We start from the raw sequence: 25312 nt of genomic DNA, 5'->3' as shown, positions 1-25312 counted from the left end.
GACGATGATCGACATCTGCATGCTGGGAACAGGCGGCATGATGCCATTGCCGGGACGCTGGCTTTCGTGCGTGTTGGTACGCTGTGGCGCTTCGCTCACGCTGCTGGACTGCGGTGAAGGGACACAGATCCCCTGGAAGAGCCTGGGCTGGGGCTTTCGTCAACTAGGGGCCATCTGCTTGACACATATGCATGCCGACCATGTGGCAGGGCTGCCAGGCGTGCTCTTTATGGTGGCCCACGCCGGACGCACGGAACCGCTGCTGCTCTACGGGCCACCAGGAACGCGCTATGTCGTCGAGGGCCTGCTGCGTATTGCAGGCGAGCTCCCTTTCCCGCTGCAGGTGCAGGAGCTACAGGGCGGTGAGAAGCTGACCCTCCCAGGAGGATTGCAGGGCTCCTGCGCCCCCGCTCAGCATGGCATACCTTGCCTGGCTTACCGCCTGGAGCTGCCACGCCGTCCACTCTTCCAGGTGGAGCGCGCTCAGGCCCTGGGCCTGCCTGTCCAGTATTGGTCACGCTTACAGCGCGGCGAGAGCCTTGAGTACGAGGGGCGACTGATTACCCCGGATCAGGTGCTCGGCCCGCCGCGACGCGGTATCTCTCTGGCTTTTATCACAGATACACGCCCAACACCTAAGCTGAGCGCTTTCGCCCACGATGTCGACCTGCTGATCTGCGAGAGTATGTATGATGATCCGGCAGATCTTCCTCTGGCTCGCGCTCACGGACATATGCTGGCAGAAGAGGCTGCCCGCCTGGCCAAGGAGGCCAGCGCTCATGGGCTGCTCTTGACTCACTTCAGCCCTAAGATCCATGATCCTTCCAGCGCCGAAAAAGCGGCCCGGCGCGTTTTTCGCGCGACGCGGGCCGCTCGCGATGGGGAAATTCTGACGCTGAGTTACTCCCCCACCCCCGACGAGCTACGGGAGCGCTCGCAGTCACAGGAACGTGCTCACTGATTAGCTGGCCTCGGAGAGGTCCGTGATTTCCTCCACGTGCTCAGCAGGGCGTGGTGACATCGGCTCCGCTTCTTCACCTTCGACTAGCTGCAGGTGAGGGCGGGGCTTCTTTAAATGCTCTTCGAAGAAGGAGAGCACTTTGTTGACATAGGCACGCCGATCCGCAAAGTAGGCGCCGCAGTGGTCAGCTTCGGGCACGATCCACAGCTCTTTCGGTTCTTCGGCTGCCTCGTAAAGAAGCGGGGCATCGCGTGGGTCAACCAGGGAATCTTTGCCGCCGTGGATGATGAGAATGGGCCGCGGCGCGATCTTGCCAATGTCGCGCAGCGGGGCCACCTGGTCAAAGCGATAGCCCGCACGCCACCAAAGCAGGTAATCGGCGACCCAGGTGAAGGGAGCAGCAGGTAAGTGGAGCACGCGGTGAACGTTATAGTCGATAACGCTCCAGTGAGTGGCAAATGAGCTGTCAGCAACAATTGCCTCTACATCCTGACAGCGAGCGCTGCACATGATGGCCACAGCAGCCCCCATCGAATAGGCAATGACCCCCAGGCGAGCATGAGGAGCGCGCTCTCTGGCATAGGCCACTGCTCCCATGAAATCATTGATCTCGCGGTAGCCGAGGGTGACCGGTTTGCCTACCTCTTGCCCATGCCCGTAATACTCAAAGACGAGGACGTTATGGCCGGCTTTCCAGAGGTGGGCACACATGCCAAGCACGTCGGCCATCCCTGAGCGGTAGCCGGGGCAGACCAGGATGGTTGTGGTGGCCCCTGGATAGGGAATGTACCAGCCATTGACCATGTGGTCGCTGCTGGATGCCGGAAAGGTCACCGCCTCGGCTGGCAGCTCAAGCTCAAAGGGAGAGATTTTGTAGAGGTCCGCAAAACTGACGATTTTCTTGGGACGGATCAGGGTTTCAACCACATAGACAGCTACTGTGACGACGAATCCTGCCACTCCGATGACGCTCCCCAGGCCGCCAACCAAAAGCTGCTTCAAAGAAGGCTTGCCCACACGAATCTTGCTTAGCTCTAGCACAGAGGCCGCCAACCTTTCTACTCGCTAGCTGATTGGCCCAGAGGGACAAGATCACGTCTGCCCAGAGGGACAGCTGAGCTAACTAGCCATACCGTTGCTCTGACTCTGCGACTCGTGCCCCAGGTGGCAGGAGCATCGGCCCTGCCCGCTCGCGCGTTCAGACGAGCCGATGCTCCTTTCGCAGCCGGGTCTGCCTCATCCATGCGAAAGGCGTAAAAAACACCTTGCACTAGCCAGGCATACGCGAGTCGATGCACGCTTTCGTAGATGAACTCCCCCCACTACAGCCCGCCCACCCCAGAGAGAAATAGAGGCAGCGGCGTGCTGTCTGGCGTCGCTCGCCTGCCGCTGCAGCCAATCAGGCAGTTTGAGGTCGCTCTTGCAATCCTGATTGCAATCGTAGGTCGACATCTTTCATAAATTAGCTCATTAGCTATGATACTATATCGGAGACGGCCTTGCAAGGGGCGCCCTAGCCCCTACGAGGGGACGGCCCACGAGCCACGCAGGGAGAGGCAGATCAAGGGCGGCCAGTACGGTTGGGACAATGTCGTAGGCAGAGACAGGCCTGAGTACAGACCGCTGGAGTCCCGCCCCATAAAGGCAGAGCAGCCCGTCTGGATGATGCATCCCATAGCACGGCTCACCTGCGCCCCAGAGCTGCCGCTGCCCCAGGGCCTGCGAGAGCAGTATTCCATCGTGGGCCAGGAGCATAAGGCGCCGCTCCTGACTGTGCGGACAGGTTTCGTCACGGTACAGGTCCCCAATGGCTGGATAGGCCGTTGCTGGATCAACCTGGGCCTGCAGATCGGCGATGAACTCTTCGATGTGCTGTTCGGTGAGGTGGTCGGCAAGAGCGATAGCGGCATAGCCTCCCAGCGGCGATGAGGCCGGGAGCCAAAGGAGGGAACCACCCGCTAGCGGTGGCTCAGCTGACCTCTCAGGAGATGTCACCAGCCGACAGACTCGCCAGCGCCTCCGCGCAGGCAGAGGAGCCAGTAGCCGCGCTTCCTCCCTCCGAGCAGGCCAGCCGGCCCCTCGCGGCGCAACTCCCCCCACAAAAGGAAAATGAGGAGTATAGCGCCTCAGATATTCTTTCAGATGAAAAGTACGCTTGATGCTCTGAAAGCTATAGGGTGAGAGAAGGATCAGCAGGTCAGACGGCTGTAGGGCGCTCAGCGCTCGCCCAAGGAGTTCATCGAGAAGGCCATAGCACACAACCACCTCGCGGCTGAGATCGAGCACGCGGTCCCAGTAGAGATGTTGCAGCAGATCAATCTCATGGAGTACGAAGAGACAGCAATCCCATGCTTCGCGTAGCAGCATGTCCAGCAGAGCAGAGCGATCTGCCAGGAGGCGACGAATCTCGACCAGAGGTTCTCTGAACCAGGCCGCCAGTCCGCGCCAGGTGGGCGCAAGCTGATAATGTGGAATGACTTCCAGCAGCCTGGCAGCGAAGTCGGGTGGATAGGCAAGGCCGGCATAGAACGGCGGCGCCGGCGGACCGCTGAGCATGATGCCATTGATGGGACGTGGCGGATAGGTTGCAGGAACATTGACGACCAGGACCCGCCGCCCCCAGGCGCTCAGGTGGCTCCAGAGCGCCGCGTCCTCTTGTGCCAGCTCGCCCACGACTGACATAGTCGAGCGCGGCGCAGCCGCCTCCAGCAGACAGCGGTCGTACTCGTCATAGCCCGGAATCAGGCCTTGCCTCTGCGGCGGAAGACCGGTCATGATGGCCTGCCAGCGGGTGATCGCCGCTGGCGGAAGCGGTGCCCGTAACAAGGCATGCGCTCCCCCCTCGTAGATCTGCCGCAGATGGGGGAGCAATCCTTGCGCCATCAGCGGTTTCACAATGCGTAACGTCAGACCATCCACCCCAATAAGCAAGACCCGCATGATCCCCCTCAAATTACTGTACAGCAGTATATCTGATAAATGTTGCCGCTAGAGAGCGCAAATTTGTCAAGATCTGGTTAATGCCAGGCGCGCCCCATAAAGATTTCTCCATAGGCGGCCCTCTCTGCCCGAGGCCAGACCTGCGAGTGAGAGCAGGGCAGAGGGAGCATTGTCCTCGGTCCGGGCGCTGTGGTAGGGTATAAGAACAGCAAGGGGAAACAGACCCGGCCAACCGCGGTCTGGTTACAGACTCACAGTCACCTGATTCCTTTTCGCCGTTCAGAGAGTTGCAGCTTGTCTAGCAAGGAGCAGCAACGGACATGCAAGATCCCCAGAGCACTCGCCAGCGCCTGACGCTGAGCGATGCCCAGAGGCCGGAATATCTGGCCAATCCCTACCCTCTCTATCGCCGCCTGCGTGAGCACGATCCCATCTATTGGGACGATGAGATGCGGGCCTGGGTACTGACGCGCTACAGCGATGTTGTAGCTGTGCTGCGCGACCCACGCTTTTCGTCGGCCTGGGGTTCCCTGGAGACGGCCTGGATGCCAGAGGAGCTACGTCCTCAGCTAGAGCCTGCCCTCCGGGCGGTCTCCCGTCAGATGCTCTTTCTCGATCCCCCTGATCATTCGCGTCTGCGCAGCCTGGTAGCGCGGGCCTTCACGCCGCGCATGGTTGAAAGCCTGCGCCCGCGCGTGCAGCGCCTTGTCAACGAGCTGCTCGATGCGGTGCAGGAGCAAGGACAGATGGAATTCGTCGCCGATTTCGCCTATCCTTTGCCAGCGATTGTGATCGCCGAGATGCTGGGAGTGCCGCCCGAGGATCGCAGTCAGTTCATTGTCTGGACACGCGACTTTGGCCGGCTGCTGGATGGCAGCAATCTGGGTTTCGAGGAGCTGCTGAAAACCTTGAGCGGCATCGCTGAATTCCTGGACTACTTCAGGCGCCAGATCGCACAGCGACGCCTGGCTCCGCGCGATGATCTTCTGCAAGCCCTGATTATGGCAGAGGAACAGGGCGACCGCCTGAATGAGGAAGAGCTGCTCGGGAACTGCGTTTTGTTGCTGGCCGCCGGTCATGGTACCACCACCCATCTGCTTGGCAACGGTCTCTATGCCCTCTTGCAGCATCCAGAGCAGCTTGAGCTGCTGCGGGACCATCCCAGTCTGGCACCAACTGCGGTGATGGAACTTTTACGCTACGATAGTCCAGTGCAACTGACTTCGCGTCGCCTCAAGACTGACGTGGAATGGATCGGGCGACGCTTCAAGGCTGGCGAGGAGGTGCTGACTGTGCTGGGAGCAGCCAATCGCGACCCCGAGCAGTTCCCTGAGCCTGACCGCCTCGACCTCCGCCGCGCAGACAATCGCCATCTGGCCTTCGGCCACGGTCCACACTTCTGCCTTGGGGCCCCGCTGGCTCGCCTGGAGGCAGAGGTAGCCTTTACGACCCTGCTTCGACGCCTGCCGGAGTTACGCCTGGCAACCGAGCAGGTCGAGCACTTTCCCTCTCTGGTCTTCCGCGGCTTGCAAGCGCTGCCCGTGACGTTTGCCCCGGTCTCTGCCAGCTAGAGGGCCGCAGCAGGAGACAACTTACGGGTCACGCGCAGCAGCAGAGAGGATCGCCTGTCGTGCCAGGACGATCTCTTTGGCGTAGATCAGCAGAGGCCGACATGGCCGCACCGGCAGAGCCAACAGGGACAGCGCTCGCGGGCTGCCCGTTCCTGCCTCTGCCTGCGGCCAGGCTCGACAGCCAGAAGCCAGAAGAGTATAGCCCTCGCGCTTTAAGAAGCGCAGCACACCACATCTGTCTCGTCTGAGCAGTATTGGTATCCAGAACAGCAGCGTGATCGGTATGCCGCCCTCTTGCTGAGAGAAAAGAGCAACGGCCAGCCGGTTGGCCTGCTCTTCAGCCAGCCGGAGCAAGAGTGTGCCCAGGCCCCGACGACGATAGTCAGGATGAACGAGGAGGCGCAGCCGAGAGGCCAGGCCGGCTGCGCCTGCGATCTCCCGGTCCAGCCGCTGGCAACGAAGATCAGCATAGGCAACCGGCTCCCCCGAGCGAGTCTTGACCAGCCAGCTCTCTTCCGCGCTGAGCAGCGGCTCACCTCCACAGTCGGCGTCGTCGAGATCATGATCGCAGACCCTGAAGAGCCAGAGCAACCCTTGACGGTCAGACAGTTCAGGCGTGACCAGACTCAGACCGTGCAAGAGAATACTCATGACAGCGCCTCCTCCTCGCTCCTCCTGGCCTTCTTCGTCCAGCCTCAAGCACGAGTCTGCGCCCCGCTTCAGATGGTCGTCGCAGCAGTCTCGCTCTTCTCAGAGACTGGCAGCTTGCGGGCCAGCAACATACGCAGCGGGGGAAAGACGCGCCAGGAGGGACGCCCGAGGGTGAGCTGGTCCACCCCCAGGGTCTGTAGATCCTGGGCATATTCCTTCACGTGGGTAAAGTCGAGCATGGCAATCCTCCCTCCAGGCTTGAGCACCCGCAGCATCTCACGCAGAGCCTGACAGCGCTCCTCCCTCCCATCGATATTGTGCAGGGCGAGACAGGAGACGATAACATCGAAATGCTCTGACGGAAAAGGCAACTGCCGGGCGTCAGCAGTGAGCACAGTAACACGCTCTGCTACCCCAGCCAGACGCGCATTCTCCTGGGTGACCTGCGGACTGTTGCCGCTCTGATCGCGCTCGCTCCAGATGTCAATGCCCGTGGCGTGCCCGCTGCGCAGGCGACGGGCCGCCTCGATCAGCAGCATCCCTCGCCCACAGCCGACGTCAAGCACCTCTTCATCGCCGGAGAGGACGAGACAATCGAGCATGCGCCGAATCTCGCGCAGCTTCCCAACCCGCGAGGTCCAGAGCATGGCCAGCGCCTCCCCCAGACAGACCAAGGCCCATAAAATCACCCAGGCCGCAAGCACAATGACAAGAGCATTGAGACGAAAGACAATCAGCAACCCTAGCGCCAGCACACAGAGGCATAGCCCGACGAGCACGAGCACACGCACCACGCCGGGAGCATCAACTCCGTAATCCGGCTTCTTGATCTCAGACTGAGTCAACATTACTCCGGCCTCCTTACTTTCAACTGTACTCTCGCCATCAGGGCGTCAGCGACGCTCTCCGTCTGGCTTAGTAAAAAGCTCCTTACCAATGAATTTATTTGCCATCCATATGGAGAATTTTACCATCATTCTGGCAATCTGTCAAATCTTCAGAAAGATAAGAGATCCGGTAGCAATATCTTGGCTATTGGCAAGAGAGCAAGGGGCCGGAAAGGCGGCCAGTGGGATGATATAATACAGTCGAGAGGAGACCCTTATTTTCGTTCCCGGGGAGTTGTGCCGATGACCATCCAATCGATCAGGCCGACCATCCAGTCGATTAACCCGGCCACCGAAGAAGTGCTGGAAACCTTTGAACTCTTCACGGATGAGCAGATCAACGCTGCACTTGATCAGGCACGCAGCACCTTCCTGCGCTGGCGGGATACGAGCTTTGCGGAGCGGGCTGGCCTCTTCCGGCGTCTTGCTGCCTATCTGCGCGAGCATAAGGAGGAGCTGGGACAGCAGATTACGCTCGAGATGGGCAAGCCCATTGCGGAGGCCGAGGCAGAGATTGTCAAATGTGCCTGGGGTTGCGATTATTACGCTGAGCACGCTGAGCAGTTCCTGGCCGATCAGCCCGCCGAGAGTAGCGCCAGCGAGAGCTACGTGGCTTTCCGTCCTCTGGGTGTGGTTCTGGCCTTGATGCCCTGGAATTTCCCTTTCTGGCAGGTGTTTCGTTTCGCCGCGCCAGCGCTGATGGCGGGCAATACAACAGTCCTCAAGCACGCCTCCAATGTGTCGCGCTGCGCCCTGGAGATCGAACGTGTTTTCCGCGAGTGTGGTTTCCCCGAGGGCGTTTTCCGCACGGTGCTGGTGCGCGGTGCTGAGACCGAGAAGCTGATTAGCGATCCGCGCATCGCTGCTGTCACCCTGACGGGCAGCGCCGATGTGGGTATGGAGGTGGCTGCCGCCAGTGGGCGCGCGCTCAAGAAGCATGTCCTGGAGCTGGGTGGTTCCGATGCCTTTATCGTTCTGGAGGATGCCGATCTTGATGCCGCTGCCGAATGGGCGACACGTTCGCGCTTTCAGAACACCGGCCAGAGCTGCATTGCAGCCAAGCGCTTCATCGTCGTGGAGTCGGTGGCCGCCGATTTTGAGCGGCGTTTTGTTGAGGTCGCTTCCCGGCTGCGCATGGGTGATCCTCTGCAGCGGGAGACCCAGATCGGCCCACTGGCGCGAGGCGATTTGCGCGAGACCCTGCGGCGCCAGGTTGAGGAGACGCTCCAGATGGGCGGGCGCCTGCTCCTGGGTGGTCAGCCCGGCTCGGGCCACGGCTTCTTCTACGAGCCGACGATCGTCAGCGGGGTGACCCCGGAGATGCCGATGTTCCGCGAGGAGACCTTCGGCCCGGCTGCGGCGGTGATTTATGCCCGCGATGCTGAGCATGCCCTGGAGCTGGCCAATGCTTCGCCTTTCGGCCTGGGGGGCAATATCTGGACGCGCAATGTCGAGCGTGCACGCCAGCTGGCTCGCCATTTCGAGACCGGCGGTGTCTTTATTAATGGGATGACCGCCAGCGACCCACGTCTGCCCTTCGGCGGCGTCAAGCATAGCGGCTACGGTCGCGAGCTAGCGGTCTTCGGTATCCGCGAGTTCGTCAATATCCAAACGGTCTGGATCGGACCCACCCGCCAGTAAGCAGGCGATCCTCTTCAATGAGGAGGAGTGACTTGGTCGAAAGTACGCCTTCGATCGAGCCACTCCTCTTTGTTTCTGCGGCTCATCCCAGGCTTGCGCCTCTCATGGGGAGAATGCTACAATCAGGGGGCCTGCCGGCAGGAAGAGCTTTGTTGTCCGGCGCACAATTTGAGCGACGGAGGGAGAGATGCCATGAGCGCAGCAAGCGCCGACGAGCGGCAGTGGTGGGCCGAAGGCGATACGCCCGTGCGCCGCGATTCGCGCGTGACCTACCTGGTTGATGGCCATGCCACGCTCCTCGCCTTCTGCCTGGCCTGCTTCCAGGCCAAAAACTATATTTATCTTGCTCACTGGGGCCTGACCCCCTCGATGCCGCTCGTGCGTGGTCGAGATCAGCGCGCTGGACCTGATGATAGCTCCGAACAGCAGGAGCTGGTCGCTGAGCTGCGCCTGGCGGGCCTGAGCGATGAGGACATCGCTTTTTGGTGCAATCACGAACTGACGCTACAGACGGTCCTCGGCTATGCTGTCCAACACGGCGTTGAGGTGCGTGTCCTGCTCTGGGACTGCCCGGAAATTTTTTCGCACTACCATCCTCAGCAAGCCTACGAGGAGCTGAGCGCTGTCGGCGTGCTCTGCTTGCTCGATGATAGTTCACGCGGCCTGCTCCATCATCCAGCGGAGGCGCTGCATCAGAAGACCAGTGTAATCGACGGGCACTACGCCTTTGTGGGCGGCATTGATCCCCTGATCGAGAACGACGGCGAGTTTGATCGCTGGGATATGCATCCTCATCCTCTCTTTACTCCCCTGCGTCGCCTGCTGGCCAAACCGGCTTCTCCCCATCCCTGGCATGATGCCCACGCCCTGATCGAAGGACCGGCAGCCGCCGACGTTGAGCTGAATTTCCGCCAGCGTTGGAACGATGTGGTGCAGCGCAAAGGGCTTGAGGCAACATTACTGGTACCGGAGCATCCACTACCGCCGCCGCTGCAGAGTCGTACGGCGGTTCAGCTTGCGCGTACCATTCCTCAGCATACCTACCGCTTTCCTCCCGAGGGGGGCATCCAGGGGATCGCCCAGCTCTACGCTGCAGCGTTCCGTAACGCGCAGCAGCTGATCTACCTGGAGAACCAGTATTTCTGGCTCCGTTCCTTTCTGGGACTGAACATCCCCTTTATCGGGTCGGATAGCCCCGATATGGAGCAGAATATTCGCTTGCTTGGGGAGGCTCTGCGGCGTGGCGCCCAGCTCGTCATGGTCCTACCGGACCATCCCAATGTGGGCCGCGCTTTCAGCGATGCCGGTCTACAGCGCCTTCGTGAGGAGGCTCCCGAGGCCGTCCAGGAGGGCCGTCTGCTCGTTTTGACGCTCGCCACGTCCGATCTGGTCGACGGGCAGGTACGTTATCGCCCTATCTATGTCCATGCCAAAGTAGCCCTGGTCGACGATCTCTGGGCGACAGTGGGGTCAGCTAACCTGAATAACCGGGGTATGCGCGATGATGCCGAGATGAATGTGGCCACGCTGGATCGTGAGCTGGCTCGTGGCCTGCGCCTGCTCCTCTGGGGCGAACACCTCGGCCTGGTGCCCGACGAAGATATGCTGGCCCTTTTGCGCTACCTGGGACGCCAGCCTTTGCGTCCCGCACGTCAGGCTCGCGCCCGTGACCTTTTCACGGAGCTGGAGCGCCGTCTGGGACAGAGCGAGCAGGGGCTACTGCTTCTGGCAGAGCAGGCACGCGCTAATCTCGAACGCTACCGCGCCGGTCAGTTACTGGTCGGGCACGTTCTCCCTTATCTCACAGCCGAAGAGGCCAGAGCGCAAGGTCTCTCCTGCGATGAGGCCCAAGGCTGGATTGAGCAGGAAAAACCCGCGGAGCCTGCGATCTGAGAGGATAGCCGGCCCCCCGAGGAGAGCACGCCAGCACAGCCTCGATCGACTGTGCTGCGGCCCTCACTCATTCTTATCGCTGGCGGTCAGCCGCCGGCCCTCTTGGACCGTTGCCGTCGGCGGCGATTAAATCAGCTCGAAATAGCGGCGGCGCTCCCAGTTGGTCACTGCACGCTCGAACTCGCTGACCTCCCAGCGCCGTGTGGCGGCAAAGTGTTCCACGAATTCGCTACCGAAGTACTCGCGAGCCACCTCGCTCCGCTCAAAGAGGTCGGTTGCTGTCGTCAGATTGCGCGCCAGCGAGTGGATACGGCCACTCTCCGAGGCCCGGGCAATGGTGGCTGGATCATAGGCATTCCCTCGCAGAGCCGGACCCAGCTCCAGCTTGCGCTCGATGCCGTAGAGGCCACCAGCTAACATCGCGGCAAAGACCAGGTAGAAATTGGCATCGGCGCCCGGCACGCGGTTCTCGATGCGAATGGCGCGCGGACCATTGTTGATGACACGCACTGCGCAGGTGCGATTATCCCAGCCCCAGGTGGTGTTGAGCGGCGTCCAGGTACCGACGACATAACGCTTGTACGAATTGATGGTCGGGGCATAGAGAGCCATCAGGCCCGGCATGGACTCCAGCACCCCGGCCAGGAAATGGCGCATGGTCTCCGACATATGGCCCTCCGCCCCCTCATCCCAGAACAAATTGCGCTCCATATCCAGGTCCCAGAGGCTCATATGCGAGTGACCGCTGCTGCCGTCCTCTTGATCATGCCACTTCGCCATAAAGGTTGCGGCATAGCCCAGCTGATAGCAGATCTCTTTGATGCCCGTCTTAAAGAGCAAGGTGTAATCGGCAGCCGCCAGGGCCGGCTGATAGCGCAGGTTCATCTCGTACATGCCAGGGCCATGCTCACGGTTATAGCCCTCTATGGCAATGCCGTAATCGCGCATCATGCGGGCAATGCGGCCCAGCAAATGATCGTCGGCGCTCGCCTGGCTGATAGCATAGCAGTTCATGCCCGGGTTGAGCGGCGTGAGATTTGGCCCGAAGTCCTTCTCGCGCAGGGAGACCTGACTCTCGCGGAAGAGGCGAAACTCCAGCTCAGCAGCCGCTGCCACGCTGTAGCCCAGCGAGCGGGCACGCTCAACGAGCTGGTTGAGCAGGAAGCGCGGCGAGAGCTTCACCTGCTCACCCGCCTCGGTCCACAGATCGCAGATGCAAGAAGCGACATGCTCTTCCCAGGGGACCAGCGCAAAGGTTGAGAGATCAGGGCGCATGACTAGATCGGTGAAGCCGCGCTCCCAGTTGCTAAATTTGAGGTTGGGCAGGACATTTTCGGCAATATCCCAGCCAAAGAGCACATCGCACTGTGCAAAGCCATCGTTGAGCGCATGCAAGAAATAGGTGGCATCGACGCGCTTGCCGCGGTAGACCCCTTCCATATCGGGAGTTCCGATTTTGACATACTCCAATTTGCCATCGCGTACAAGCTGCTCAATCTGAGCGAGTTCCATTCGATCTCCGTCCTTTCTTCAGCAACTGAGGGCTGGCGCCTCGTTGATTCTCTCCAGGGAGCCAGACAGACGGCTGAGGTATCGAGGCATTGGTTGCAGAGTAGCATGCCTGGCCTGGACCGTCAAGGGCCGAATAGGGGGACGGCTGTCGCTCTTCTCTGTGAAGTCCTCCTCTTCTCCTCTTGAACAAGTATGCTAGACTAGAACCGGTGTTGCTGAACTATGATAGAACGGAGAGAGACATTTCGATGCAACGCACGCCGCTTAACGATGATGAGCAGCGCGCCTATCCGCCTGCCTCTTCTCCGCGGCAGGCTCCCCAATACGCCAAACAACGGGTCCAGCGATCTCGTCGGCTGCCACCTCTTGAGGAATCCGAGCCTTCATCAGCGATGAGTACTTCTTCCTGGCGGAGCGTTCCGGTCCCGAAGCGCCGCGCCTCGCTACGGGCCAGTCGGGGCGCGGGCCAGGCAGGCTCTGCTGGCCAGAGGGCAAGTGGCTCTTCCCGCTCAGCTGCCAGCCAGGGCAGAGAGCAAGACCCAGGGACGCGCTCTCCACGACAACCATCCCAGAGCCTGAGCCGAAGCCAACGCAGCGCCTCTGATTGGCCAACGTTCGACGATGATGAGCTGCTGACTACCACCCAACAGCGTCGACCTCCAGCATCCACCGCCAGCACTGGCAGAATGCGCGCGGTCTCTCCCCCACCTCCGCCTCGAACGGCTGCCCCTTCCCCTCCCGGCTTGCTTCATCGCTTGCACGATTTGAGCCATAACAAAACCCTGCTTTTGCTATGCGCTGCTCTTCTGGTAGTGCTCGTTTCTCTGATCCCTCTGCTCGTGAGCTGGCTGGGCACACCCCGGCCAATGGGCATCAGCTTGCAACGGAACACGGCCACAGTGGCGGCCACACCGCTCAACCAGGCCCCTGTTAATCCTCACCAGGTGGTGATCGTGCCCAGCGATACCGATCATCCGCCTCCACCGGTTCTGGCCACGGCTGCCTATCTCATGGATATGGACAGCGGGGCCACCCTCTACGCCTACAACCCCTTCATGCACCTGCCTATGTTAAGCACCACCAAGCTGATGACAGCTCTGCTGGCCGTTGAGCACGGGAATCTTAATCAGCAGGTGACCATCACGAATGCCCTCGATCGCGATATTCAACAGCATATCTCGTCAGATAGCAGTCTTTTCGGGCTGAAGAAAGGCGAGACTTATACGCTGCGAGACTTGCTCTATGGCCTCCTTCTACCCTCCGGCAATGACGCCGCTGTGGCCATCGCCGATACGGTGGGTGGCTCCTATCAGCACTTCGTGGATATGATGAATCAGCGCGCTCGCGAGCTGGGTATGTACGATACCCACTATATGAATCCCAGCGGCCTGCTCGCCACCAGCCATTACTCCAGCGCCCACGACCTGGCAGTACTCGGTCGCTACACCATGAGCAACCCAATTCTCCACCAGATTGCAAGCACCCGCCTCTACCATATTCCCAAGACGTCACAGCACGCCGAGCACTATCTGGTCAACGGCAACCAGTTTCTCTGGTGGTACCCTGGCGCCGATGGCGGAAAGCCAGGCTGGGATGGCAACACCGACTTCGTGCAGGTGGTCTCGTGCACACGCAATGGCCGCCATCTGATTGGGGTCACGATGAATACGAAAGACTGGTGGACGGATATGCGTGATTTGATGAACTGGGGCTTTGACAATTTCCAATGGATCTCACCGTACGATGTCGACCTCCAGCACCCTATTCCCTACGACTACGACTGGGGCTATTTTGTTCGCGATAAAAAGACGAATACGCTACCAACGGCGAATCACGGACGCTATTACATCTATACGGGCTATAGCGTCTCGCCTCCCATTCTGAGCTACTTCGACAAGAATGGCGGCCTGGATAAATTTGGCTTTCCAACCAGCATGCCCGATTATACTCAAGGGAGCCTGGTGAGTCAGCGCTTCCAGAAGGCCACCATCCAGTGTGATCTGGCCGGTAAGCAATGTAAACGGCTCTAGCCCAGCCAGCGGCGGGGTCCCTCCCTGGCTGGGTCTGGGTCCCTGGCCTCTCCAAGGCCAGCCAGGACCCCTGGCTTCCGTGCTCGATCGGATCGCCTCAGCCTCACTCAGAAGAACAGGTATCCGCCGCCAGGTTAGGGACCACAGCGAACGCTAGCGAGGCTGCAGCACAAGGGCAATCGGCACCGGCGTCAGGGAATCTACGCCGAAGCGCTGACTACCGGCATTGAGGTACATTCCTGTCGAGGAGCCGCCGTCAAGATTGAGGGCAACATCAATATTCAGGTCAGAGGCCAGCAACAGATCATCAAACTCGTCTAGCGAGAAGGCTGCATCGGGACTGATAATGAAGAGGAGACGCCCCTCTTTATCAAGAGCGACGACTGTGCGTCGGTTGCTCGATGCATCGGCGTTAAACTGGGTGCGCTTGCCCCCTGGAAGGACGAGCATGGGCGAAGATTGTGTGGCCTGCTGGAGCTGCTCCCCCGGACTGTAGGGGTACTGGCTCAGGGAACGCAGATGGATGGCCCCCTGGCCGTCGACGTAGAGCATGCCGCCGAAGCCGCTGTAGGAAGTGCCATAGACCTGACCATCGGAGACGACCAGGCCCGTAGCCTCCCCCTGATCATTAAAGTAGCCACCATTGATGACCGCCAGCGCTCCTTTCTCTTCCTTGAGCCAGTCACTAATAAAGTGCGGCGTCGAGGGGCTGTAGAGGACCCGTAAAGCGATGTGCCGCGGATCGAAGCGGGCGATCATGATGGTGTCCTCGTTGCCACTTGGCCCTTTCCAATGCTCATAACGTAGCTCAACGCCAGTGGCAAGCATCAGCCAGCGATCCAATGGGCGGCTGGTGCCATCAGTGGAAATAAGCACCGTCGGGGAGGGCGTGCCAGGCCCGCTAATGCTGAAGCTGATCGGCGCCTGACACGCCGCCAAGAGCCAGGCGCTCAGGAGCTGCCAATAGAGCACGTGCCAGAAGAATCCTTTTCTGCCTTTTTCTCTCCCTCTCATCCAGGGCATGACAATAGTCCCTTCCTGCCGCAAGTATAAGCTTAAGAGCTGGTCCCTTCTCTCGCGCGCTCATCCTGATGCACCGCTCGTCAGGCCCGGAGAGCGAGGAAAGTCAGCCAGTGAGCCAGGCGGCCAGACGATCCTACTGCCAGCGCTCCCCTTAGCTCAAAAGCGCAGCACTAGCCTGCCTGCGAGCACCGAAGCAAGCGCTGTGAGCTAGAGGGAGCGCGAGGTAGAGCCAGGCGAGAGGCGTTCCCGCCAGGGGGTGGCATCGATAGCCGAGACCGTCCCTTTGAAGGCCATCGCCAGCTTGAAGGCTGCTGTGTGGGCTGCCTGCTCTGTCGAGTCATCCAGAGGCGGCAGCTCAACCTGCCCATAGCGACGTGCCAGAGCGCGTGCAATCAGCAGATCGGTGAACCAGGGATTCTTCGGCAGCACGGGGCCATGTAAATATGTGCCAAAGACATTTTTATAGACCGCTCCCTCATAGCCATCTTTCCCATTATTGCCCCAGCCAGCCAAAACCCGCCCCAATGGCTGAGCTCCTGGTCCCAGATAGGTTCGCCCGCTATGATTTTCGTAACCGACCAGGACCTGCTTGCCGCACTCCGGAAACTCACATTCGATGGCGATATGGGTCATGAAGCGGGTGCTACCACCCTCGGTATGCAGATCAAGGATACCTACCCCTTTCAGCTCGGGGCCTTCGAAGGGCTTGTAGGAGTGCCCCAGCAGCTGGTAACCTGCGCACACGGCCAGAAAGACCGTATTCGACTCGGCGGCTTCGCGCAGCGAGCGCCCCTTAGCCTGCAGGTCCTGGGCCGCTACCTCCATCTCGCGATCTGCGCCGCCGTGGAAGAGGATCAGATCATACTGGGTGAAATCCGGCGTTTGCTTGACAAAAATCTGATCAATGGCTGTCTTGATGCCGCGCCACTTGCAGCGCTTGACGATGGCGAAAAGGTTGCCACGGTCCGCGGCCACGCTCATCAATTGGGGATAGAGATGCCCAATGCGCAAGACCAGACGTGTATCTTTTCCCTGCTCGTTTGCCATGCTGCTTACTCCTCCCAATAGGGCTTGACCCAGCCGCGTTTCTGCATAATGCGACGCAGCTCCTGTGTCGGTGTATAGCTGGCCATGATATAGAGCGTGCCACCAGGGCCGGCGTTTTGCAGCGCGGCATTGAGCGCCGCCTCACGCTCATGGACGACCCGCACGCGGTCAAGCGGCACCTCAGCGTATTTCAGGCGCATCGCCAGCTCCTCGGCCTTGGTTCCACTGCAGATCACATCGGCCACCTGGGGCGAGATCTCTTCCAGATCGACATCCCACAGCCAGGCGAAGTCTTCGCCGTCAACGACCGTGTTGCTGGCAACCAGCAGCAGGTGTTTCTCGCCCGGATGCTGGGCAATGAGACGCAGCACCAGATTGAAGGAGGTGGGATTTTTCACGAAGGCCAGATAGATGGTCTGATCACCAGCCTGGATCTTCTCCAAGCGCCCGAAGGCGGTACGGATATTGCTGAGAGCTGCCGGGACCTTCTCAATGCCAAAGCCAGCGGCGATCGAGGCGGCGATGGCGGCAGCCGCATTGTAGACATTGTGTACGCCGGGCAGCGGCAGCGTCAGCTCTACCTGACCAAGTGGTGTCTGCATCGTCACCTGAGTGGGTCCATCGCCCCGTGGGTCCAACTGGATCGAGGTCGCAGCCACATCCAGCGGCGGCAACTCATAGCCACAGTTGGGACAGCGATAGAGTCCGAGATGGGAAAGATAGGCCACCTCGTAGACCAGATCTTCATTGCAGCGAATGCAGCGAATGACGTCAGCGGCGTGCTCGGGCACAGGACGACCGATATCGGTGGTGCGCAGGCCAAAATAGAGCTTTCTGGCGCGTGCCTGCTGGCCAAAGCTAGCCACCTGGGGATCATTACCGTTCAGCACAATCGTGGCTGTCTCTGGCAGACGCTCCAGGAGCTTGTCGAGCGCCTTGGCCACTGAATAGAGTTCGCCATAGCGGTCTAGCTGGTCGCGGAAGATATTGGTAACGACAACCACATCCGGCTGAATCTCGGGCATGGCCACCGGCATCGTGCCCTCGTCGATCTCAAAGAGCAGGAGATCGCTATCAAGCCGCCCAAAAACGTCCGCGTAGTTGACGACAACAGAGGTCACGCCCTGCAGCAAGTTTGAGCCGGTGCGATTATGAGAAACGCGCCGACCGCTGGCATCGGCGATGGCGGCGGTCATGCGCGCGGTAGTAGTTTTGCCATTGCTGCCGGTAATGACGATTTTACTGGCGGTCGTGGCCGCCATGACAGAGCGGAGCACGTTGGGATCGATGCGCCGTGCAATCATGCCCGGCAGGCTTGTGCCGCCACCGATACGAAAGAGACGGCCCGAGGCCCCCGCCAGCTTGCCAGCGGAGATCGCCAGGGCCAGGCGCGCACGGCTCGGCCATGAGATTCCCCCGCCACCATGTCTCGAGTAGTCTGCCATACGAAAAGAGCCTCCCAGCACTCAAGGCGGATAGTTCATCGTGAGCAGTATAACAAAGGAGGCTCAGGCGGGCAAGTCAGATAGGTCTTCTTGCTAGCTTTCTTCCGCCCACTCTGCCCCGTTCGTCGGCTTCTCTCTCGGCAGAAGCAGGCCAGGCAGAGAGGGGCAGCTCCGAGCGGCCAGAGACTGCTCAGGACCCTCCCCCTCTCAGGCAGCAGACAGGGCGCGAGGCCGCCGCTCTCCCTCCGGATGGGAACAGCTCCACTCGCACCACCGCTAGTATGAGCGCGCAAAGATGGCCTCGCAGGTCGCTGGCTTCCCTGTATAGAAGCAGCGACCTTGAACCCCTCCCTCGGGCTGATCAAAGGGGATCACACGCAGCGTGGCTTTCGTCTCCTCCTTGATCGCCTGCTCGGCCTCGCTATCTTCTGCCCACTTCACACGCACAAAGCCGCGCTTCTCGCTCATCATCTCCTTAAACTCGTCGTACGTCTCAGCGTAGTAGGTATGCTCCTCGCGGAAGGCCAGGGCTCGCTGGAAGAGAGCCTGTTGCAATTCCTCCAGGAGCTGGGGCAGGCGCGTCTCCAGGGCATCGATCGCCACGGTCTCCTTCGCGCGGTTATCACGGCGCACCAGTACCACGCTATTGTTCTGGACATCGCGCGGCCCAATCTCGATGCGCACCGGCACCCCACGCAGCTCCCATTCGTTGAACTTCCAGCCTGGTGTATTGTCGCTCAAATCGACCTTCAGTCGCACCTTACCCTTCAGCATGCGCTCGATGCGCCCGATGGCCTCCATAATCATTCCCTTATCGGCATCCTTGCGCCAGATCGGCACAACCACGGCCTGATAGGGAGCCACGCGCGGCGGCAGAATCAAACCCGACTCATCACCGTGGACCATAATGATTGCGCCAATGATGCGCGTGCTCAGGCCCCAGCTTGTGGTCGCGCAATACTTGCGCTGGCCATCGGCATCCAGATACTGGATATCGAAGCTCTGCGCAAAGTTATGGCCCAGATTATGGCTGGTGGCCGACTGCAGCGCCTTCCCATCGCGCATCATCGCCTCCAGGGAATAGGTGCGCAAGGCTCCGGCAAACTTCTCATTCTCACTCTTGCGCCCGTGAAAGACAGGGACCGCCAGGTCCTCTTGTACGAAGGAGCGGTAGACCTCCAACATGAGGCGCGTGCGCTCCTCGGCCTCCTCCAGCGTCCGATGAGCCGTGTGGCCCTCCTGCCAGAGGAACTCAGAGGTGCGCAGGAAGAGCACTGTGCGCTTCTCCCAGCGCATGACGTTGTTCCAGAGGTTAATCAAGAGCGGCAGATCGCGATAGCTCTGAATCCACCGGGCGAAGCTGTAGCCAATGATGGTCTCGCTGGTGGGACGAATGGCCAGCGGCTCCTCTAGCTCCTCACCCCCTCCGCGCGTTACCCAGGCTACTTCGGGGGCAAAGCCCTCCACATGCTCTGCTTCACGCTCCAGAAAGCTGCGCGGGATGAGCAGGGGGAAGTAGGCATTCATGACCCCTGTTTCTTTAAAGCGAGCATCCAGCAGACGCTGAATATGTTCCCAGATGGCATAGCCATAGGGACGAATAATCATGCAGCCCCGCACCGGCGCATAATCGGCCAGCTCAGCCTTACGCACTACCTGGTTGTACCAGCGTGAAAAATCGTCGCTCTGATCGACAAGTTCCTCGACGTACTTCTCCTTTGCTCCTTCGGCCATAATGAAGCACACCCTTTCTCTCGCAGAGAGCAGACAGCAGACGGATAAGAAGAGAGACAGCCCAATAAAAAAACTCGCCCTTCGAGAAGGACGAGCACCGAGACCCGTGGTACCACCTTGCTTGGGCAGCCTCTTACGAGACAGCCCCACTCGTACGACCAGGCGGCCAGCTCTCTCCCTGCAGCAACTCGCCCCAACCCCTCTTTCGCCCCGGTTGTAACCGCTCCCTTCCCAGCAGGCCAGTGCCAGCACCTGCCCCCCGCCCAGATTAAGAGGCAGGCAGGCAGACCCTGATCGTCTCCTCCGCTAACGGGGAGGGAACCGGTCAACTCCTCGCCGACGCTCTCAGGTGGGTTCAGCGCGGTCACATTCGCCGGCTCGCACCGCCCCGGCTCGCTGTCGAACGGTCGCCACGCTTACTGGTCCTGATCACCGCATTCCAGGATGCTTTCTTTGAGTTCACCGCAGCTGCGTTTTGCTCTGTTACTCTGGCGCTCAGGATACACCTTTTCCTGTGGGCTGTCAAGCAGGTGAGGCAGGGGTGAAGGAGGCAAGACAGGGCTGGCCTCGCCTCCTCAAAACATCCGTCCCCCTAGAGGGACCTCTCTCGTGGGAGTCAACAGGATGACTTTGCCTTCAGCATCGGGTACGCCCAGGGTCAGGACTTCTGAGCGAAAGGGGCCAATCTGTTTGGGCGGGAAATTGACGACGGCCACGACTTGCATGCCTAATAGCTCTTCTTTGGCATAGTTGGTGATCTGGGCTGAGGAGCGTTTGAGGCCAATCTCAGGGCCAAAGTCAATGGTCAGCTTATAAGCAGGCTTGCGCGCTTGAGGGAAGTCTTCAACGGCGACGATTTTGCCCACTCGAATATCAACTTTTTCGAAGTCGTCGTAGCTAATGGTTGCCATAGCAACGATAGAACCCTCCTTCGGTGTTGGTGCCTCCCCACCTCTCCTTCTGCCCCTGCTGCCCTGGCGTGACGCCTATTATAGCACAAGCTCTCACTACCTGCACGGGACCTGAGCAGCGCCTCGCTTGAGCAATAGGCTCTCACCTCCTCCGTCGACAGACAGACAGCTCCCCCGGCCAACAATGTAAAACAACACCCGGATCGGCGATCCTTCGCGCGATCCGGGTGCCTCCGGATGGTATGGTCCAAGCAGAATGGGTACGCCAGAACACACAACTATCGATCAGCTCAGGCCGTTGCTCTCACCTCCCGTTTTTGGATTCATGACAGAGATCATGTGCGTGCAAATTGTGTGCCAATCCGCCGGCTAGAGAAGCCGCATCGCAACTGCTTCGTTGTGCAGGGCCTCTATCGTTACGTCAAGATCATACGCCGAGAACTTCAAGAAAGTATGGGGAAGTTGTCAGATTTCTATCAAATAATTGTAGGGGAGATGCGAAGCGACCAGGCGCATCGGAACAGCGGGGCGCTTCCAGGGCACCCCGCTGCTCGTCCATCTCCCGGCTTTGGGCGTGGCGCGATGGCAGTCTTACGGGCTTACGTGGGTGAGCACGAGCACGAGCACAGCGGCACGATGAAAAAGAGCCGGTCTGAGCGCGCAAAAAAGGTGCGGCGCCCCATGCCAATGATGATCGGCAAGGGCGCCGCGGCAAATGGCGCAAGGACCGCTGCAATCTGGCTGGCGTTGAGGACGCCTTGCGCTACTGGTGCGCCGCGTGGCTCATCCTGCTCTTGCTCCTGATCCTGCTCTTGACCATCTCGCGGCGGGCTTCCCTCCAGACAGGGCGTGGGCGTCTCTAGCAGAAGGCTCAGATCGCCCTCCTCTGCGGTTGCCATACAGAGCGCTTCCTCTTCGTCTAACTGGCGCAGACGTGCTGTTTCCTCTGTGGTGATGGTTCTGAACCGCACGGCGTGGCGGAAGAAACAGACGTCGACAGGGGCGTAGTCAAAGCGGTCTGAGAGCGCGGCAAAGCCAGCGGCCAGAAAATCCGGGGCGTTGATCTGCGCCTCAGCCAGAGGGGCAAGCACGTCTTGCATGGCAGCCTCAACGTGCAGCGTCCCAGCGGGGGCGTCCTGGGTCGGGGTCGGGGTCGGCATCGGGATCAGGCGAGCAGGCGTGAGCAGGTAACTGTGAGTCTCCTCACCCCGGCCCCGGATGCCTCTGCCAACAATCAAGAGACGTGTCTCCTGTTCCTGCTCCTCCTCTTCTCGCACTCGCAAGACGATGACGTCCATGAAGAACGGCGCCAGCTCAGGCGGATAGGCAAACACAAAGCCTGTGCCAGCCTGAGTGCCCGCGCCGTTCCCGTTTCCATTTCGATGAGCGGGAATGCTGGTAGGGGTGCTGGTCACAAAAAGCAAGGCCTCCCCGGTTCCCTCCCGATCAGGCTGAGGTGGCACCAATGCGGCAAGGCCATGTCCCGGCCAGTAGAGCCACTCCCGCGGCGGTTCAAAAAGCTGCCAGGGAAGATAGCCCGCCTCGATGATCTCTGCGCGGGCGCGGCATTCGGCTGCTTCCTGCAAGGCGGCCAGCAACGGGGATGGAGCCACCAGGAGCGGGGCCTGACCTTCGAGCAAGAGGACACCGTCTTTCCATTCGGCGAAGAGCGTTGTTCCTGCTCTCTCTTTGCCACCTGCCTTCGTCTTCATTTTCATTGTGTAGGCCAGGACGCGCCCCTCTAGCGCCTGCGGGCAGGCTGTGCACGCCAGCCAGGCGGGCAGATCCGTGACCGCAAAGATAAGGTCCGTCTCGTTCTGGGAAACACCCCAGTAGATCTTTCCGCCTCCAATGTGCAGGCGCAGGTGTGCCTGACCCCATTCCGGTTGTTCCAGGTGCTCCAGCAGCCCTTGAGGGAGCTTGAGCAGGCCCTCTGGCGGCGGCAGAAACGGCAACAGCGGCGTATCCATGTGTTTCCTCCTTCCTTCACATGCAACGTACTCAATCACGCTTTACACTGTCAGCACACGTCATAGCATCTACAGAACCAGCTTCATACTTTATAGACATCAAGAACAGTGCAGCACAGAACAGCACCGCAAAAACACCATATACACAAGAAATAATCATATACGTCTCTGCCATATTTTTACTCCACTTCCTTCGCTTACAGCACTTCCATACACCACAGGGACTGAGCCAGAGGCGACAGCTCGGAGCAAGACGAATGCACTGTGCGGCAACGCTTCTGCTTGCTCTGTACAATCATACTATACAAGAGTATACACCTTAAAATACAGAGCGGTCAACACCGTTCAATGTATAGGTGGAGTATTGGCTAGCGTTCAATGCCATCATCCCTTACCCTATTTTGAGAGACAACAAAAACAGGGAGCGAGCGATACGTGTATCGACTACGGGTGAGGGAAGTGCTACAAGAAAAGGGCCGGACACAGTCCTGGCTGGCGAGAAAGTCCGGGGTGCAAGACCAACTGATCAGCAAGATGCTGAAGGAGCCAGATAGCTACAGACCGTCCTACACGACCCTAGCTCAGGTCGCCAAGGCGTTGCGTGTCCCAATGGAAGCACTGTTTGAAGAGCTCCCCGACCCAGAGGATGAGCCACTTGACGCGAGGCGCTCAGAGTGAGCCAGGCCCAGCGCCGAAGATGCTGCGAAGGGCGTGAGCAGACTCCTCCACACACCATCATCGAGAAAAGGCCACAGCTGTAACACACGCTTCTCCACGTGTCTGGTCGTACCCCATACCTTCAGCACTTCCGTCAACATGTTTTTCGCCAGCAATGAAGGCGGCGGGCGGAGCAGGTCGGCGAGACGCGGCGCTACCTTGCTCCAAGGGAGGAAGGCAAGCGCTGGCCTGCGGCAGGCAAGTCGTCCCTCTCCTTTTTCCCGTTTCCAGCTATACCTCGATGGGGGCTGCATCGTGTCTGTATGGTGAAGGCTTGCCCGCGTGCTGTCAGGCTGTAGCTGGCTAGCTTGCAGGGGGAGACGGCTGTATGCCATAATGAAGAGGTTCTTTTCCGATCCGAACGAGCAAGCGCGAGAGAAAGGCACGGACAGGGACGGAACTCCGTTCCCTTGATCCCACAGCGGAGGCAGCAGCAAGCCGTCCGCTCACAAGGCAACAGCTGGCACAGCGGCAGCGTGTCATGCTCTGTCACTGTCCACAAACGCAGACCGTGGGTGAAGAGAGAGCTGCGCAGCGGGACCAGTCAGAGAGAGCAGCAAGCATTGCTCTAGCGAAGGAGTGTCGCATGGCCAGAATTGCATTTCATGAGGTCAGCAAGTACTACCGCGGTGCCAGCAAGCCCGCAGTTGATCACGTCAGCTTCGAGGTGGCCGAAAGCTCGATCTGTATGCTGCTGGGCACCTCCGGCTCGGGCAAAACAACCCTGCTGCGCATGGTTAATCGCCTGATCGAGCCAAGCAGCGGTACGATTACCATCGATGGCCACTCTATTCTGGAGGAAAACCCTATTCAGCTGCGCCGGCGCATTGGCTATGTCATTCAGCAGGTCGGCCTCTTCCCCCATATGACCATCGCCGAGAACGTGCGTCTTACCGCTGAAATCGCGGGTTGGTCGAAAGACCGCATGGAAAGGCGTGTCGACGAGTTACTGACCCTCGTGGGCCTGGACCCAGCGGAATATCGCCGGCGCTACCCCCGCCAGCTCTCGGGCGGCCAGCAGCAGCGTGTCGGTCTGGCCCGCGCCCTGGCCTCAGACCCGGCCATCCTCCTGATGGATGAGCCGTTCGGTGCGCTGGATGCCATTACCCGTGTCCATCTGCAGGACGAACTCCAGCGTATCCAGCGCGAGATGCGCAAAACCATTCTCTTCGTCACTCATGACGTAGAAGAGGCCTTTCGCCTGGGAGATCAGATTGCGATTCTTTCCGAGGGTCGCCTCGTCCAAATCGGTTCCCCAGTCGATCTACTGCTGAGGCCAGCCGATGAGTTCGTAAGCCGCCTTATCGGGTCGGACAATATTCAGCGCCAGCTCCAGTACCTGCCTGTGCGAAGCGCCATGCTGGCAGGAACAGAGGCTGCCGGCGAGGATGAGCGCCAGCCACGCTGCTCTTCAGAGGCAACGCTCTTAGAGGCATTGATGAGCCTGATCGCCTCCGGCGCGCAAGCCCTGCTCGTCTACGATGAGCAGAGCCAGGCCCCCATCGGCACGATTACCCTGAGCGCGATCAATCAAGCGATCACTACCGTCCGGCACACAGAGACAGCACCGACAACAGTCAGCCCGGCCCATTAAGGCCCGGCAGCGCCAGGTCAGAGACGTTACGCTGTTTCAGCCAGGGCGGCAGGATTCGCCTGCTGCAGGAGGCGCTTTGCTGCCTCTCGATCTCTCAAGCGTTTTCACTACGGAGTTGCTCATGCGTTACTTAACAACTCCTTCCAGTTATGATCTTTCCGATCCCAGCAGTATCCCGAATCTTCTTTTGCAACATTTCACCATTGTGGCGATCAGCATGCTGATCGCCCTGGTCATTGCGTTCCCACTCGCGCTTCTGATTGTGCGCTACCGTCGCCTGCGCCTGCCTGTGATTACTTTGATGGGCTTGCTCTACACGATTCCCGGGCTGGCCCTGATCGGCATTCTGGTCACGGTTACCGGGCTCTCGCTGGCAACCGTGATCATTCCCCTGGTGCTCTATGCCCAGCTAGTACTGGTACGCAACATCTCTACGGCAATTAGCGCCATTGATCCGTTGCTGATCGAGGTCGGGCGGGCAATGGGAATGAATCGCGTCCAGATTCTCTGGCGTGTCACACTGCCGCTGGCGATGCCCGTGATTATAGCAGGGATTCGCGTGGCAACCGTCACAACGATCGGCATTGCTTCGCTGGCCTCGCTAGTAGACCAGGGAGGGCTGGGCGACTTGATTTTCAAGAGCATCCCCTTGGGGGACTATGACACGATCCTGGGCGGGGCGATTCTCCTGGCGCTCTTCGCACTCGTGGCCGACCTCCTGCTGCTCCTGTTGCAGCGCGCGCTGGAACGTGGGCGTAGTCAGTTGGCCCTGGCATCCTAGGCCA

Annotated in this window: 19 protein-coding genes; 8 read left to right on the top strand and 11 right to left on the bottom strand. The window is 59.9% G+C overall.

The window, feature by feature from the left end; genetic code table 11:
* Positions 1-4: 4 nt before the first annotated feature.
* Complete coding sequence (locus tag N688_RS03210; protein ID WP_052887938.1) at positions 5-961, top strand: ribonuclease Z; 957 nt, start codon at positions 5-7, stop codon at positions 959-961.
* Here the strand turns inward: N688_RS03210 and N688_RS03205 are convergent, their stop codons facing one another.
* Both N688_RS03205 and N688_RS03200 read right to left on the bottom strand, forming a co-directional pair.
* Entirely contained in the window at positions 962-2002 is a 1041-nt protein-coding gene (locus N688_RS03205) for an alpha/beta hydrolase (RefSeq protein ID WP_156025270.1), read from the bottom strand. It lies immediately after the preceding gene.
* 441 nt (positions 2003-2443) lie between these two features.
* Positions 2444-3901, bottom strand: a complete 1458-nt coding sequence (locus tag N688_RS03200) for an alkaline phosphatase family protein (RefSeq protein ID WP_052887936.1) — start codon at positions 3899-3901, stop codon at positions 2444-2446.
* A 320-nt stretch (positions 3902-4221) separates the two neighbouring features.
* Between N688_RS03200 and N688_RS03195 the strand changes: the two genes are divergently transcribed.
* Positions 4222-5472 (top strand): cytochrome P450, encoded by a 1251-nt coding sequence (locus tag N688_RS03195; protein ID WP_052887935.1) that lies wholly within the window; start codon positions 4222-4224, stop codon positions 5470-5472.
* 21 nt (positions 5473-5493) lie between these two features.
* Here the strand turns inward: N688_RS03195 and N688_RS03190 are convergent, their stop codons facing one another.
* Both N688_RS03190 and N688_RS03185 read right to left on the bottom strand, forming a co-directional pair.
* Complete coding sequence (locus N688_RS03190) at positions 5494-6123, bottom strand: GNAT family N-acetyltransferase (protein WP_052887934.1); 630 nt, start codon at positions 6121-6123, stop codon at positions 5494-5496.
* A gap of 68 nt (positions 6124-6191) precedes the next feature.
* Positions 6192-6971, bottom strand: coding sequence for a class I SAM-dependent methyltransferase (locus N688_RS03185; protein WP_052887933.1), 780 nt, complete (start codon positions 6969-6971; stop codon positions 6192-6194).
* A 282-nt stretch (positions 6972-7253) separates the two neighbouring features.
* On the opposite strand from N688_RS03185, the gene N688_RS03180 reads away from it, so the two are divergent.
* Together N688_RS03180 and N688_RS03175 are read left to right on the top strand one after the other, a co-directional pair.
* The gene (locus N688_RS03180) at positions 7254-8651 is read left to right on the top strand and encodes an NAD-dependent succinate-semialdehyde dehydrogenase (protein WP_052887932.1); all 1398 of its coding nucleotides are present in this window, start codon (positions 7254-7256) and stop codon (positions 8649-8651) included.
* Positions 8652-8843: 192 nt separating this feature from the next.
* The gene (locus N688_RS03175) at positions 8844-10544 is read left to right on the top strand and encodes a phospholipase D-like domain-containing protein (protein ID WP_052887931.1); all 1701 of its coding nucleotides are present in this window, start codon (positions 8844-8846) and stop codon (positions 10542-10544) included.
* 126 nt (positions 10545-10670) lie between these two features.
* On the opposite strand, the gene N688_RS03170 is transcribed toward N688_RS03175, so the two are convergent.
* Entirely contained in the window at positions 10671-12056 is a 1386-nt protein-coding gene (locus N688_RS03170; RefSeq protein ID WP_052887930.1) for a glutamine synthetase family protein, read from the bottom strand.
* Positions 12057-12934: 878 nt separating this feature from the next.
* On the opposite strand from N688_RS03170, the gene N688_RS23100 reads away from it, so the two are divergent.
* Positions 12935-14086: a D-alanyl-D-alanine carboxypeptidase family protein gene (locus N688_RS23100; protein ID WP_162179478.1), complete on the top strand. Its 1152-nt coding sequence runs from the start codon at positions 12935-12937 to the stop codon at positions 14084-14086.
* Positions 14087-14239: 153 nt separating this feature from the next.
* Here the strand turns inward: N688_RS23100 and N688_RS03160 are convergent, their stop codons facing one another.
* From N688_RS03160 to N688_RS03135, 6 genes are all read right to left on the bottom strand, one after another.
* Complete coding sequence (locus N688_RS03160) at positions 14240-15058, bottom strand: phosphodiester glycosidase family protein (protein ID WP_052887928.1); 819 nt, start codon at positions 15056-15058, stop codon at positions 14240-14242.
* 258 nt (positions 15059-15316) lie between these two features.
* A complete protein-coding gene (locus N688_RS03155; RefSeq protein ID WP_202901827.1) occupies positions 15317-16156 on the bottom strand; it encodes a type 1 glutamine amidotransferase in 840 nt (279 codons plus the stop codon).
* A 5-nt stretch (positions 16157-16161) separates the two neighbouring features.
* Positions 16162-17601: a MurT ligase domain-containing protein gene (locus N688_RS03150; RefSeq protein WP_052887927.1), complete on the bottom strand. Its 1440-nt coding sequence runs from the start codon at positions 17599-17601 to the stop codon at positions 16162-16164.
* Positions 17602-17877: 276 nt separating this feature from the next.
* Positions 17878-19335 (bottom strand): proline--tRNA ligase, encoded by a 1458-nt coding sequence (gene proS, locus N688_RS03145; protein ID WP_052887926.1) that lies wholly within the window; start codon positions 19333-19335, stop codon positions 17878-17880.
* Between the two features lie 575 nt (positions 19336-19910).
* Entirely contained in the window at positions 19911-20246 is a 336-nt protein-coding gene (locus tag N688_RS03140; protein WP_052887925.1) for a tRNA-binding protein, read from the bottom strand.
* Positions 20247-20845: 599 nt separating this feature from the next.
* Positions 20846-22216, bottom strand: a complete 1371-nt coding sequence (locus N688_RS03135) for a hypothetical protein (protein ID WP_052887924.1) — start codon at positions 22214-22216, stop codon at positions 20846-20848.
* Between the two features lie 435 nt (positions 22217-22651).
* Here N688_RS03135 and N688_RS23905 point away from each other — a divergent pair, with 435 nt between their 5' ends.
* The 3 genes from N688_RS23905 to N688_RS03120 all read left to right on the top strand — a co-directional run bounded on the left by N688_RS23905 (position 22652) and on the right by N688_RS03120 (position 25308).
* Positions 22652-22894 (top strand): helix-turn-helix domain-containing protein, encoded by a 243-nt coding sequence (locus tag N688_RS23905; protein ID WP_052887923.1) that lies wholly within the window; start codon positions 22652-22654, stop codon positions 22892-22894.
* A gap of 625 nt (positions 22895-23519) precedes the next feature.
* A complete protein-coding gene (locus N688_RS03125) occupies positions 23520-24527 on the top strand; it encodes an ABC transporter ATP-binding protein (RefSeq protein WP_052887922.1) in 1008 nt (335 codons plus the stop codon).
* A gap of 121 nt (positions 24528-24648) precedes the next feature.
* Positions 24649-25308, top strand: coding sequence for an ABC transporter permease (locus N688_RS03120; RefSeq protein WP_052891349.1), 660 nt, complete (start codon positions 24649-24651; stop codon positions 25306-25308).
* Positions 25309-25312: the final 4 nt, after the last annotated feature.

It is taken from the genome of Thermogemmatispora carboxidivorans, from assembly GCF_000702505.1.
GTDB lineage: Bacteria > Chloroflexota > Ktedonobacteria > Ktedonobacterales > Ktedonobacteraceae > Thermogemmatispora > Thermogemmatispora carboxidivorans.
Note: the sequence above shows the minus strand (reverse complement) of the source record. Positions and strands in the feature narration are given on the sequence as shown.